This is a genomic window from Pedobacter sp. (genome assembly GCF_035317785.1).
Lineage (GTDB): Bacteria > Bacteroidota > Bacteroidia > Sphingobacteriales > Sphingobacteriaceae > Pedobacter.
Genome location: NZ_DATHGC010000001.1, coordinates 1 through 13,152, shown reverse-complemented (window position 1 = coordinate 13,152; position 13,152 = coordinate 1). Strand labels below are relative to the sequence as shown.

At 44.5% G+C, this 13,152-nt stretch carries 13 protein-coding genes; all 13 read right to left on the bottom strand.

Annotated elements, in window-relative coordinates; all coding sequences use genetic code 11:
* Window positions 1-221: 221 nt before the first annotated feature.
* A complete protein-coding gene (locus VK541_RS00065) occupies window positions 222-1,010 on the bottom strand; it encodes an SDR family oxidoreductase (protein ID WP_324365631.1) in 789 nt (262 codons plus the stop codon).
* 6 nt (window positions 1,011-1,016) lie between these two features.
* Window positions 1,017-1,850, bottom strand: coding sequence for an amidohydrolase family protein (locus tag VK541_RS00060; protein WP_324365629.1), 834 nt, complete (start codon window positions 1,848-1,850; stop codon window positions 1,017-1,019).
* The gene (locus VK541_RS00055; protein ID WP_324365627.1) at window positions 1,837-2,694 is read right to left on the bottom strand and encodes a fumarylacetoacetate hydrolase family protein; all 858 of its coding nucleotides are present in this window, start codon (window positions 2,692-2,694) and stop codon (window positions 1,837-1,839) included. The genes VK541_RS00060 and VK541_RS00055 overlap by 14 nt, the downstream gene beginning before the upstream one ends.
* A gap of 10 nt (window positions 2,695-2,704) precedes the next feature.
* A complete protein-coding gene (locus VK541_RS00050) occupies window positions 2,705-3,469 on the bottom strand; it encodes an SDR family oxidoreductase (RefSeq protein ID WP_324365624.1) in 765 nt (254 codons plus the stop codon).
* Between the two features lie 10 nt (window positions 3,470-3,479).
* A complete protein-coding gene (locus tag VK541_RS00045) occupies window positions 3,480-5,138 on the bottom strand; it encodes an altronate dehydratase family protein (RefSeq protein ID WP_324365623.1) in 1,659 nt (552 codons plus the stop codon).
* A complete protein-coding gene (locus VK541_RS00040; RefSeq protein ID WP_324365621.1) occupies window positions 5,138-5,473 on the bottom strand; it encodes an L-rhamnose mutarotase in 336 nt (111 codons plus the stop codon). The genes VK541_RS00045 and VK541_RS00040 overlap by 1 nt, the downstream gene beginning before the upstream one ends.
* Entirely contained in the window at window positions 5,474-6,724 is a 1,251-nt protein-coding gene (gene fucP, locus VK541_RS00035; protein WP_324365619.1) for an L-fucose:H+ symporter permease, read from the bottom strand.
* 427 nt (window positions 6,725-7,151) lie between these two features.
* Entirely contained in the window at window positions 7,152-9,290 is a 2,139-nt protein-coding gene (locus VK541_RS00030) for an alpha-L-fucosidase (RefSeq protein ID WP_324365617.1), read from the bottom strand.
* Window positions 9,291-9,404: 114 nt separating this feature from the next.
* Window positions 9,405-10,265 carry a glucose-1-phosphate thymidylyltransferase RfbA gene (rfbA, locus tag VK541_RS00025; RefSeq protein ID WP_324365615.1) on the bottom strand — a complete coding sequence of 287 codons (861 nt, stop codon included), beginning with the start codon at window positions 10,263-10,265 and terminating at the stop codon, window positions 9,405-9,407.
* Between the two features lie 25 nt (window positions 10,266-10,290).
* Complete coding sequence (locus VK541_RS00020; RefSeq protein ID WP_324365613.1) at window positions 10,291-10,851, bottom strand: DUF3109 family protein; 561 nt, start codon at window positions 10,849-10,851, stop codon at window positions 10,291-10,293.
* A gap of 5 nt (window positions 10,852-10,856) precedes the next feature.
* Window positions 10,857-11,633 (bottom strand): DUF3108 domain-containing protein, encoded by a 777-nt coding sequence (locus VK541_RS00015; RefSeq protein ID WP_324365611.1) that lies wholly within the window; start codon window positions 11,631-11,633, stop codon window positions 10,857-10,859.
* Between the two features lie 28 nt (window positions 11,634-11,661).
* Window positions 11,662-12,177, bottom strand: a complete 516-nt coding sequence (locus VK541_RS00010) for a DUF2480 family protein (RefSeq protein WP_324365609.1) — start codon at window positions 12,175-12,177, stop codon at window positions 11,662-11,664.
* Between the two features lie 64 nt (window positions 12,178-12,241).
* On the bottom strand, window positions 12,242-13,152 hold a 911-nt coding region (locus tag VK541_RS00005), incomplete at its 5' end, for a peptidylprolyl isomerase (protein WP_324365607.1).

The following is a 13,152-nucleotide window of genomic DNA, read 5'->3' as shown; positions in this document are numbered from 1 at the left end:
AAATCCCAGCTAATGCTTTCTCTGAGAAGCTGAATTTTTACTAAGCGCCTACCTTTTCCGCGGCTAGGTATGCGCCCTGAAAACAAAAAATACAAAGTGTTACGAGAAGGCGTGGGAGATTGTGCCTCTCTTCAGGGCGCAAGGTCCGGCCTTAGAGTAATTCTTTGTATTTTTTGTTAATTTATAAAATTAACCAGATTTATAAAATTAACAAGGGTCAGCTAACTTGGGCTAATCGACCTATCCAGATGTGTATAACCACCATCCACATAAACCAGTTGCCCAGTTGTATGACTTGAAGCATTTGACAACAAGAATACTGCAGCATTAGCAATTTCTTCTGCCGTCGTCATTCTCTGCTCCAAAGGTATTTTTGAAGTAATAGAAGCAAGCTTTTCTTCAGGATTGGGCAATGTCTTTATCCAGGTTTCGTATAAAGGCGTATAGCATTCTGCAACAATCACCGCATTTACCCTGATGCCATACGGCAATAACTCGACCGCCCATTCCCGGGTCAGCGCATTTCTGCCGCCATTAGATGCCGCATAAGCTGATGTTCCGCCCTGCCCGGTATCCGCTACTTTCGACCCAATATTTACTATTGCCCCTTTAGACAATTTAAGAGCCGGCAAGGCATGATGTGCCATTAGGTAATAATGAACTACATTCTTATGCAGACTATGTATAAACTGTTCGTAGGTGCCGTTTTCGAGGCTAATGCTGTCATTAACCCCCGCATTGTTGATCAGGCCATCAATTCTGCCAAATTGTTCCAGCACCTGCTTTACCGCACGCTCATTGTCCTCAGGCCTGGTCAGCTCAGCTACTACCTGAAAAGCATTTCCCCCATTGGTTTTAATGTCATCAACCACCTTTAAATTATCCGATTCCTTCCTGCCAATAATTACCGGAATGGCGCCTTCCCTGGCCAAAACCCTAACTATACCTTCACCAATCCCTTTAGCACCTCCCGTTACGATTACCACTTTATCTTTCAATTGCAGATCCATTGTTGCTTATTTTAAATTGTAAAATTTGGTTGCATTACCACCCCAGAACAGCTCCTGTTCATTTGCAGAACATTTCGATATATAATTTTTTACAAGGCCCATCACCTGTCCGTAACTTGCAGCCACAAGACTTACCGGCCAGTCCGAGCCAAACATTACCCTCCCTGCGCCGAATGCTTCAAAAATCACATCCAGATAAGGTGTAAAATCTTTAAGCTGCCATAATTTCCAGTCGGCTTCGGTCACCATTCCTGATGCCTTGCAATACACATTCTCGAACTTTGCCAGTTCCTGGATGCCCCGTTTCCATTCGGTTATCTCCTTGTTTTTAATATCAGGCTTGGCAATATGGTCCAGTACAAAAGGCTGATCCGGAAATTGACTCACCAGCTCCGCCGCATACTTAAGCTGATCCGGAAAAATAAGAATGTCATAAGTAAAACCAAAATCCCTTAGCTTGCTGATCCCGTTTAAAAATGCAGGTTTCAGCATCAATGCACGGTCGGTCTCGCCCTGAAGGATGTGCCTGAACCCTTTCAGTTTTTTATGGCCCTTCAATTCCTGCAGCTGGTCTTCTATGTCTTCCGCCTGAAGGTTCACCCAACCCACTACACCCCTAATAAAATCGTGATCCGAAGCATTCCGAAGCTGGAACTCATTCTCTTGAGGTGTCTGGTCTACCTGCACTACAACACAGCCATCAATGCCGTTTTCTTCAAGTAACGGGCCGAGGTCCGCAGGCATAAAATCCCGCCGGATCGCCGCCATCTCTTCATTGATCCAGCTGTGCCTTACTTCATCAAACTTCCAGAAATGCTGGTGTGAATCAATTTTTAACATAATTCTTCAGCACCTGTCTTGAAGTACCCAGGCCGTCAATGCCCAGCTCAACCACATCTCCCTCTTTAAGGTATACCGGCGGGTTAAAGCCAAGGCCCACGCCCGCAGGTGTTCCTGTAGAAATTACATCGCCTGGCAGCAAGGTCATAAACTGGCTCACATAAGCAATCACAAACGGCACATTAAATATAAAGTTGGACGTATTCCCGTCCTGCATCTTCCTGCCGTTGACTGTAAGCCATAATCTCAGGTTGTTGACATCACTGATTTCATCCTGAGTGGCCAAAAATGGGCCAAGCGGGGCAAAAGTATCACAACCCTTTCCTTTATCCCAGGTCCCATTCCTTTCGATCTGAAATTCGCGTTCTGAAACATCATTGTGCAGCACATATCCGGCCACATAGTCCAGTGCATCAGCTTCCTCCACATAAGACGCTTTTTTGCCGATCACTACAGCAAGCTCAACCTCCCAGTCTGTTTTTACAGAATTCTTAGGGATAATGATGTCATCAAACGGACCCGTCAGCGCTGTAGTCGACTTCATAAAAATAACCGGTTCCGGCGGTATGGCCGCATTCGTTTCGCGGGCGTGGTCCGCATAGTTCAAACCTATACAAACGATCTTAGAAGGACGTGCGACCGGTGAACCCAGCCTCGTGTCTTTCGGGATCTCAGTCAGTGAGCCCTCATTGGCTTTTACAAACTCCTCTAGTCTTGCCAGACCATTATCATTAAAAAATTGCTCGTTGTAATCCCCGCCGAAGGCAGAAGTATCATACCAGGTCTCATTGACTATAACACCAGTCTTTTCCTGACCGGCCGCTCCCCATCTGATTAATTTCATTTGTACTGTTTTAGTTGTTTAATTTAACAAATCCACCGTCTACCGGATAATCATTTCCCGTAATGAAGCCGGCTTCATCTGAACATAGATATAAGGCCATTGAGGCAATCTCTTCAGATGTGCCCATGCGGCCTATCGGCTGGCTCTTTGATAATTTCTCGAATATTTCTTTTTCCTGCCCGGCATAGTTCTTAGCAATAAAACCATCCACAAAAGGCGTATGTACCCTCGCAGGAGAAATGCTGTTGCACCTGATGCCATCTGCCATGTAATCCCTTGCCACCGATAAAGTCATCGCTGCAATAGCGCCCTTACTCATTGAATAAGCAAAGCGGTCCGTAATGCCCACAATAGCAGCAATAGATGCCATATTTAAAACAGCACCTGTTCCCGTTTTTTTCATCAGGGGAATTGCAGCAAACAGGCAATTGTAAGCACCCTTCACATTTACATTAAATACTTTAGTAAAGTCTTCCTCAGAAGTATTATCTGCCCGGCCAATATGGGCAATGCCCGCGTTATTGACCAAAATATCAATGGTTCCAATCTTGTTAAAGATATCGACAACCTGCTGCTGGCTGGTCACATCACATCTGTAACCAATCGCCTCTCCGTTAAATTTATTGATCTCTGCAATCGTACCGGTGCTTGCTTCATCATTTACTTCAATGATGTGCACCACCGCACCCTGTTTTGCGAAAAGCACCGCTATCGCTCTTCCGATCCCGCTGCCTCCACCGGTGATCACTGCTGATTTTCCTTTTAAACTGAACATATATGCTTAATTATAATGAAACGCCCCTTTTCCATGGGATAAAATCGTCCTGATTCAATAAAACTGCTTTGGGAATAACTTCGCCGCTTGCCGCTTTGATACAATACTCCAAAATTTCTGTCCCCATTTCTTCAATGGTTTTCTCCCCCCTGATCACCGCACCGGTATCAATATCAATAATATCTCCCATTCTAGTCGCAAGGGCCGTATTGGTTGAAATCTTAATTACCGGACAAATGGGGTTTCCTGTGGGAGTACCGAGACCTGTCGTAAACAAGATCAGAGTTGCGCCGCTCGCAGCTTTACCCGTAGTCGCTTCCACATCATTGCCCGGAGTACAAACAAGGCTCAGTCCCGGTTTAGTTGCCGGTTCAGTATAATCAAGCACATCCACCACTGGTGAAGTACCCGCCTTTTTTGCCGCACCAGTACTTTTGATTGCGTCAGTGATCAAACCATCCTTAATATTTCCCGGCGAAGGGTTCATATGAAAACCTGAGCCCACAAGATGGGCCTGCGCATCATAGTCCCGCATCAAACGGATGAACTTTTCAGCAATCGGCTGGCTCTCACAGCGGTCAATGATATTTTGTTCCGCCCCGCACAGTTCCGGAAATTCCGCAAGCAGTACTTTTGCGCCCAATGCAACCAGCAGGTCCGAGGTATACCCGACTGATGGATTCGCAGAAATACCGCTAAAGCCATCACTGCCGCCACATTTCACCCCGACACACAGCTCACTCAGCGGTGCAGGTCTTCTTTCTAATTTATTAATTTCTGTCAGCCCGATAAAAGTCTGTACGATCGCATCTTCGATCATCTGCTCTTCACTCTGGCTCAGCTGCTGCTCAAAAACCAATACTTTTTTCTTAAAATTCGGGTTCCGTTTGCGGAGATCGTTTAAAAAATCGCCTGTCTGCAAATGCTGGCAGCCCAAACTTAACAGGGTAATACCGGCCACATTCGGGTGATCCGCATAAGAAACCAGCAAATTGCTCAGCACCTGGGAGTCTTGTCTTGTGCCCCCGCATCCGCCCTGATGGTTCAGAAACTTAATGCCATCCACATTCTTAAAAACCCTGTTGGCAACAGGATTTGCCAGGCCCAGCTGATCCGCATGAAACGACTCAATAGCCTCGCCATCCTGATAGGCGTGGAGCAGCTGCCTGGTAAACTGTTTGTATTTATCAGTTACTGTATAGCCCAGGTTATTGTGCAGCGCTTCCTTAATGACATCCATATTCCTATTCTCACAGAATACAGTAGGTATGAACAACCAGTAGTTGGCCGTCCCAACCTTTCCATCACCGCGATGATACCCGTTAAAAGTCCTGCCTTCAAAAGCAGAAACATCGGGTGCCTGCCATTTGTAGTTCACATCCCCGTAGGCATAGTCTTGTGAGGCATGATCGATGTTTTCTGTGGTCATTCTCCCGCCTCTCGGAATATAAGCTGTTGCCTTCCCTACTAAAACCCCATACATCAACACTTCATCCCCGACCTGCATTTCATTGATGAAAAATTTATGCTTGGCATTCACTTCATCCTGCAGGGTAATGACACCGTTATTCCACACCACTACCTCACCTTTTTTCAGGTCCTGTAAAGCAACCAGCACATTATCATCCGGATGGATCTGTAAAAATTTCTTATTTGTTATTTCTGACATTATTTATTCAATTCAAATATTTTATCCATCAACACCCATTTTTCACCGGCCTTTGCACCTGGAACAGCCTGTTGATACTTCCACATCAATGTCTCCCATTCCTGCACCCTTCCATTTCCCGCATCCATCGCTCCTTTTTTCTCAAAGCTAAATTCGTCATTTACTTCCATTATCATATAAAGCCGATTGCTAAATCTGTAAATTTCCATATCAACTATGCCCGAAGTCGTAATGCTGGCCCTGATCTCAGGCCAGATTTCCTTATGGTATTCCTCGTATTCACTGATCAGCGCGGGGTCGTCCTTCAGGTCGAGGGTCAAACAGTATCTTTTCATTTATTTCAATTCATTCGTTTTAATCACTTTATGCCCTGTAATTCCAAAAAACAGTACCACCACAAAACAGACCAGCGGCACAATATACCCAATCTGAATACTGATCAGATCACTGATATAACCCATAGCCGGCGGGAGAATAGCCCCGCCAACAATCGACATGATGATCAAACTGCTGCCATATTTAGTATCGACCCCAAGGTCTTTAATACCAAGGGAAAATATAGTAGGAAACATAATAGACATAAAAAAGGCAATGCCGATCACCGAGAATAAAGCTACCTGACCTCCAGTGAACATGGCGGAGGCACTCAGTATTACACACAATATCGAATAAATCACCAAAAGCCGCTCAGCCTTGATGAATTTCATCAGAAGGGTCCCGATTATCCTGCCCGTCAGAAATGCCAGTCCCATACCGTAGCCCAAATAATCAGCAGCCTGCACTTTAGTAATTCCTGCAGCCTCAGTAGCGTACAGTACAAACAAACTCATCACACAAACCTGGGCGCCAACATAGAAGAATTGTGCAGCTACCGCCCAGCTAAGGTGTCTGTGTTTTAATGCATGCAGAATCCCCCTTTTTTCTCCAGTCGTTTCTTCCTCCTTAATCTCCGGTAGTTTCAAAAAAATAAATATGACAGCTATGACGAGGATGATGCTTCCCAAAACCAGATAAGGTGTCTTTACGGAAGATGCTTCAGCCGCCAATGCCATTTGCTGGGCAGAGGTACTCATGGTGCTCAGCTCCTCGTCAGATATTCCCTTGATCAGGATAATCCTTGCCCCTATAATCGGCGCCAGGGTAGCTGCCAGTCCATTAAATGACTGTGAAAAGTTCAGCCTGAATGTTGCGGTCTCCTTTGGTCCCAATAACGACGCATAGGGATTTGCTGCCGTCTCTAATATGGTGAGTCCGCAAGCGATGATGAACAATGCTCCCAGAAAAAAAGAATATGCCTGAGTATTCGCTGCTGGTATAAATAAAAACGAACCGAGTGCAAACAAAATAAGACCAAAAATGATCCCAGCTTTATACCCATATTTTTTCATGATAAATCCGGCAGGCAAAGCCATCAGGAAATAAGCGATAAATACAGCCGAATCTACTAAAGATGCTTCAAGTGTAGTCAGACTAAATGACCTTTTCAGATGCGGAATAAGGATCGGATCCAGGTTATGGACAAATCCCCACATAAAGAAAAGTGAGGTGATCATGATAAAGGGAAACAAATAGCTGTTCTTTGTCATTGGTTTTGAATTTGGTTATTCAAAGGACGTAAATTCCTGTGTTAATTGTTTTGACATTTTATCTAATCATTAAGTGATTTTGGCAGAGAAACTGAGTGATCTCTTCACAGGCTGTCCAGCTTAGGCCCCGGTGAAGAACCGGTGCAAACCTGGTTATGCCTGTTCTGAGACACTAAGTTTCTTTCCAAATTGGATGCATACCTTTTCCAGCGTAATAAGCTCGTTCAGAAATACTCTATTTTCAATAAGCTATGTTTACCTCCCTGCGTTTTATGCTCCCTGCTTTCAGAAAAAATATACTTTTCCGAATAGGCATAAGCGCTTTTTTGCGCACTTCTTCAGTGCGCCTAAAAAGATGCAGCCTGAGAGGAGAAGTATATTTTTTCTGAAAGCTAAGCTCCTTGCCTTTCCCTCGCTCACCTCAATGCTACTTCAACTCCAACCTCACATTTGGCAAGCCCAATGTCGTATGCGGAGACAGCGGATTATGCAACTGCCAGCTGACCGAATAGTACCGCCCCTTTTCAACAGAAAGCGGTTTCAGCGTCTTATGATAAATTACCTGCTTTACGTCAGTGGCAATCCCAATCGTGCTGCTTTTCTCAAACCCATTATAGAACTTGACGATCAACTGGTTCTTACCCTGCTTCAGCGGCAAAAGAATCACATCGTGCATCATTTTTACCTTAAACGGATTGTTATGTTCATCCAGGATGTGTCCGTTCAAAGAAACAGTGACCGCATCACCAGAAGTAATCCCTACCAAAAACGGCTGATCTCTATCAGCAGTGATCTCCTGCAAAAGATAAGTGGCCGTGTTCTTATCTGCTTTAACTTCATAAGTCTCATTGTTCTTCCAGTCAGCCCGCTTCTCCCATACCACGCCCTTATCACCAGGCCACGGCTTACTGACATCTACATCCTTCAGATTGCCATGCACGCCACCCGGGCCGGAATAATAACTACCCGATTGATACAACGGCCCCCAGGTAATTGCCGCAGGATCATTTTTCAGATCTTCTGAATCGCCACCCTTTAACGCCACAACCGAAACCTTACCGTTAATTTCAAGATCAATTGATTTTTCCTTTTCATTCTCTGTAAAGTACACAACAGGAGTTAAAGTCTCATTTTTCACAGGGCTGAGCGACCATGACTCTTTCACTGTACTCTGATAGCGGTTGCTGTAATCAATACCCGAACTGCTATAATGCTTAAACGCATTGTGGCTGTTTAAGATCAACGGCTTTACCTTGTCCGCAATAATGTTTGCAGGCGGCACTTTAAAACCATTCGCAAACTCAATGGCAATTACCTTATATTCCTTTGCAATATCCAATCCGGCTGGAACAGTAATTTTAACCCCCTCAGCATTTTGGCTGTATTTAGGCCTTAAACCCTCTCCCAAAACAGTGACATTTTTAATCTTACCAGTCAAACCCGGTAAAGTGATCAGACCCTCTTCGGGCACAGACAACAAATGCAGGTAAATCTTATTTGGTCTGCTGGTCAGGTTCCCCCATTTAAAGGAAATATGAAAAGGGTCCGGATCAGTGCCATAGATGGCTTCCTTATTCTTCTCCAGCCATTTGCCAATGCTCAGCAGCACATCCCGTTCAAACTCAACAACAGTCCCATCACCCTTCGGACCGATGTTTAAGAGGAAATTACCCCCGCGACTCGTCACCTGGATCAGACTTTTCAGCTTTTCTTTTATTTTATCCTCTTCTTTGCCCCTTTTCTGAAAAGACCGGTAGCCCCAGGTCTCATCAAAAAAAGATGCCGGCGACTGCCATGGCACACCAATGACATAATCAGGCTCCTGGTTATCGCCCATTACGTTAAAATCACCCATATCGTTACCTATCCGGCTTCCGATCATGCAATCAGGCTGCAGCTTATGAACCAGGTCCCTCAGTTCCCTGCTTTCTTTTGCACTTTGCGACCCCATATCAAACCAAAGTTCAGAAACCGGCCCATAATTGGTCAGCAATTCCGTAATCTGCTTTTTATTCAGTTCAAAATGCTCTGGTGTAATGTAATCTGAATTACTGCCCGATATAGGGGAAGCTTGCGGAAAATGCCAGTCGATCAGAGAAAAATAAAGCGCAAACCGCAAGCCACCGCGTTTACAAGCCTCCGAAAGCTCCTTAAGCACATCCTTCCCGTAAGGGCTGAAATCGACAATATTAAAATCAGTGGTATTTGTTTTGAACATGCAAAACCCATCATGATGCTTGGATGTGATCACAATAGAGCGCATACCTGCCCTTTTTGCAAGAGATACTATAGAGTCAGGGCTCCATTTCTCCGGGTTAAACTTTTTCGCGACTTCTTCATATTCATCAGTATAAATACCGGCATGAGCCTGGATCTGCTCGCTCACATTTCGGTAAGAAGGCTTGCCCTTCCATACACCGCCGAGTTCTGAATAAACACCAAAGTGTATAAACATGGAATATTTCTGGTCCTGCCAGTCCTTTAATGCTTTTGGATCATGCTGTCCAAATGCGAAGACATGGACAAGCAATATTAGGATTAAAAGAAAAAAAGATTTTTGCTTCATGATATGATATTACAGATTATTTGGATGGAACTGATTTCCTCAATATCCAAAGAAAGCTGAAATCACACCATCAAAGTTTTCTGTAATTTACAAAAGACTCAGCAATTTTGGCATCTACTTAATGAGCTTCAACAGGTATGCGCCGTATCCGCTTTTAACCAGAGGTTCAGCGATCTTTCTCAGCTGTTCCTTATCAATAAATCCCATCCGGTAGGCCACTTCCTCTATGCTTCCAATTTTCAGACCTTGCCGCTCCTCGATCACCTGTACAAACTGTCCGGCCTGCATCAAAGAGGCAAAAGTGCCAGTGTCCAGCCAGGCAGTACCCCTGCTTAAAACACCTACTTTCAGCCTGCCCTGTTCCAGGTAAACCTTGTTCACGTCTGTGATCTCGTATTCGCCCCTTGGTGAGGGCTTGATGTTCCTGGCAATCTCAACAACTGAATTGTCATAAAAATAAAGACCCGGAACCGCATAATCCGATTTAGGAGCTACCGGCTTTTCTTCAATCGATATCGCCTGCTTCTGATCGTCAAATTCTACCACGCCATAACGCTCCGGATCTGAAACCCGGTAGGCAAACACTACCCCCCCCTCAGGGTCAGCGCTGGACTGCAGCAGTTTGGCCATCCCGTCGCCGTAAAATATATTATCGCCCAGCACAAGGGCGACTTTGTCACTGCCAATAAAATCTGCACCGATTACAAATGCCTGCGCAAGGCCATTGGGCTGTTCCTGTACTGCGTAAGAAAACTTACAGCCCAGGCTGCTTCCGTCGCCCAGCAGCTTTTCAAAATTAGGAAGATCATGGGGTGTGGAAATGATCAGGATCTCATTGATGCCGGCAAGCATCAGCGTAGATAGCGGATAATAGATCATCGGTTTATCATAAACCGGCATCATTTGTTTACTCATTACCAGGGTCAAAGGGTGCAGCCTTGTGCCGCTTCCGCCTGCTAAAATTATTCCTTTCAATGTATAGGGGGTTTGTTAATTTACGCTATGAAGATACATTATCTTCCAATTCTTTGAACCATTGTTCTCCATATTTTCTGATCAGCGGACCTTTCAAAAACTGATAAACGGGGACTTTCAGTTCCCGTCCAAACGAACAGGCATCGTGGCAAATGTGCCACCTGTCATAATTCAAGACTTCAAATTCAGGATATTGAGTTACCCTTATTGGATAAAGGTGACAGGAAATCGGTTTTTGCCAGTCAATCAGGCCCTGTTCATATCCTTTTTCGATACCACATTTGGTGATCCCGTTTTCAAAAGTCACATAAGCACATTCTTTATTTCCATCCACACATGGAGTGGTCAGGTCTCCGTCAGCGTCCACAACCGAAGTTCCCTGCGCCTCAATGGCTGCTATCCCCTTTTCTTCCAGCAAATGCTGGATCTTAGGATAGATTTCCTTCAATATCGCTGTTTCAGCTACATCCAGAGGGGCCCCGGCATCTCCCTCCACGCAGCAGATCCCTTTGCATTTATTCAAATTGCATACAAAATGCTCAGTGATCAGGTCCTCATGGACCAGGGTATTCTGTACTTCTATCATTTCTTTTATTTTATGATCTCCAGCGGCTGCTGCAGTCCATCTGCAGACTTTATTTCCATGATTACGGAACCCACGAGTATCTCTACCTGTGCCTTCAGGGGCACCCTATTCCCGTCATCCGAAACCCAAAGATACAACCTGCTGTCTTTTTTAAAGATTCGTCCCGGTTTTATAGAAGGGCTGAATTTCAGGCACCTGATCTTGCCCAGCTTCGTTTTGATCACCTCTCTGCCCAGGTACTGGATTTCCAGCTGACTGATCTCATCTCCCAAAAAATAATTCAGCTTCACAAAATCACCGATTTTCATTTTAGAAATGTCAAGACTCCGGGCAAAATAATAGGATGAAACCAGATCAAAGGTCTGCATGGTTGGTGCAGTGAAAGTGCCCTTGGTAGCAACGACCTTCTTTTCAGTCTGGCTAAACCTCGCTTTATCTTGCCTCCGGTAACTTCCCTCCCTGATGTTTTCCTGGTAAAAATAGGGTTTCAGATTATTGATGTCTATATAGGAATCATAATGGTCCCTGATCTTGTAAAAAACATCAAAGGTACCCGATGTCTGCCCATCCACGCTCAACCTCAAAGTTGGTTTGCCGTCAAACTTCAGATCGGTATGCAAAACTTTCAGCGTTCCTTCTGCAGCAGTAATGAAACCATATTTTAATTTGTAGGTTAGTACTTCCCCAGGCCTAAATACCGCCTCTTTGACAAAAGGAAGCTCTTGTCCAAATGATTTAAAGCTCAGGAATACTACAACGATAACCAACAATAACTTTCTCATACCTAAGCTAATACAAAAAACAATCCAATTAATCCTTTCGCTTATAAATGGGCACCGTAGAGCAGGGTTCACCATACATGATGCTCTTCACAACCGGGCTTAGCAGATTGGTGATCTCTACATAGGCCGATACCGGAAGGTCAATGTCTGCGCAGCCCTTTACCACAACACGCTCCCCTTCAAAAGCCTTAAGGTCTATTTTAGCCAAAGCTTTTGAAAACAATACGGTTTCAAGGGTCTCCAGGCTTCCAAATACCACTTCATTGGCATAAGGTTTCAGCTTGTTGGCAAGCAGCATATAAGCCCAGGTCGGTACTATCGCATCCGCACTGCAAATTATGGCTACGTTTTTCCCTTTATAGCTTTGCCAGTCGTGGGTCTTTACAAACTCCCTGAAATCCTTTTCTCTCAGCATCAAACCATGAAAAAGATTATCCTTGATGTCATAAACAACTCTTTCTCCCGTATGCAGGTACTCTTCCAGATTGAAGGTGATTAACCCGCTGGCAGCTACCTTATTGACAAAATTTTCCTGAATCTCCATAGCCTGTAAAATAAAAAGCCGGAAGTAGTTATTACTTCCGGCTACAAAATTACGTAAAATAAGATTAATAGAATTTCACCCTATTGTCTTTTATCTTGCTTTTATCCTGCAATGCCTGGAAAGCTGCACCTAATGCACGCTGACCAGCTGCCTGGATCATGGTTTCTTTCTGTTTGTAGGTATTGGCCATTGGTGCCGGATTGGTAAATCCATCAACAACAAAGGCATAAACACCACTTTCTCCTTCAATAGGTTTAGAAATCTTTCCTGGCTGTGCTCCAAAAACTGCTCCTACCACTTTATTTTCCTGACCAAGCCCTGGAATGATCGGATTACTGAAAACGATATTCTGTACCGGGGCGGCGGTTTTTCCTAATTTTTGAGCAACCTGGTCAATATTACCTGAACCCGACAGTGCTTTGTTAATTTTCTCAGACAAGGTTTTAGCCTTTACCGCATTGCGAACCATTGGTTCGATTTCTTTTTTGACCGCCTCAAGAGACAAAGTACCCTTAGGTTTGATGTCAGTCAGACGTGCAATCACAAATGCGTTGTCCATCTGATATACCTGATCAAGCACAGTTCCTTTTTCGGCTGCATAAGCGTCACGGATGAGCTGACGCGGATTGTCCAAACCCGGGGCAAAGCCCTGAGTAGGAGTGATTTTATCTGCAACACCAACCGTATAACCTTTCTTTTGAGCAAGATCAGTAAAGTTTCCTTCTTTTACTTCGGTTAGGAAATTGCTTGCTTTTTTATAGGCAGCATCCCTTGTTTTGTTACTCGACACCAGGCTTTTTTCTATATAAGCCAGTTTAGCTACTTTTGAGTTCCCAACCTGTTTCTCAATTTTGATCAGGTGAACACCATACTGTGTGGTCACGATCTTAAGCTCGCCAACAGTTCCGTCAAAAACAGCATTTTCCAATTCAGGAATCTGTCCCCTTGTAATCGTACCAAGATCTCCGCCCTTAT

Coding starts and splice junctions, on each gene's coding strand:
- VK541_RS00065 (WP_324365631.1), bottom strand. CDS start 1,010: ATGGATCTGCAATTGAAAGATAAAGTGGTAATCGTAACGGGAGGTGCT.
- VK541_RS00060 (WP_324365629.1), bottom strand. CDS start 1,850: ATGTTAAAAATTGATTCACACCAGCATTTCTGGAAGTTTGATGAAGTA.
- VK541_RS00055 (WP_324365627.1), bottom strand. CDS start 2,694: ATGAAATTAATCAGATGGGGAGCGGCCGGTCAGGAAAAGACTGGTGTT.
- VK541_RS00050 (WP_324365624.1), bottom strand. CDS start 3,469: ATGTTCAGTTTAAAAGGAAAATCAGCAGTGATCACCGGTGGAGGCAGC.
- VK541_RS00045 (WP_324365623.1), bottom strand. CDS start 5,138: ATGTCAGAAATAACAAATAAGAAATTTTTACAGATCCATCCGGATGAT.
- VK541_RS00040 (WP_324365621.1), bottom strand. CDS start 5,473: ATGAAAAGATACTGTTTGACCCTCGACCTGAAGGACGACCCCGCGCTG.
- fucP (WP_324365619.1), bottom strand. CDS start 6,724: ATGACAAAGAACAGCTATTTGTTTCCCTTTATCATGATCACCTCACTT.
- VK541_RS00030 (WP_324365617.1), bottom strand. CDS start 9,290: ATGAAGCAAAAATCTTTTTTTCTTTTAATCCTAATATTGCTTGTCCAT.
- VK541_RS00020 (WP_324365613.1), bottom strand. CDS start 10,851: ATGATAGAAGTACAGAATACCCTGGTCCATGAGGACCTGATCACTGAG.
- VK541_RS00015 (WP_324365611.1), bottom strand. CDS start 11,633: ATGAGAAAGTTATTGTTGGTTATCGTTGTAGTATTCCTGAGCTTTAAA.
- VK541_RS00010 (WP_324365609.1), bottom strand. CDS start 12,177: ATGGAGATTCAGGAAAATTTTGTCAATAAGGTAGCTGCCAGCGGGTTA.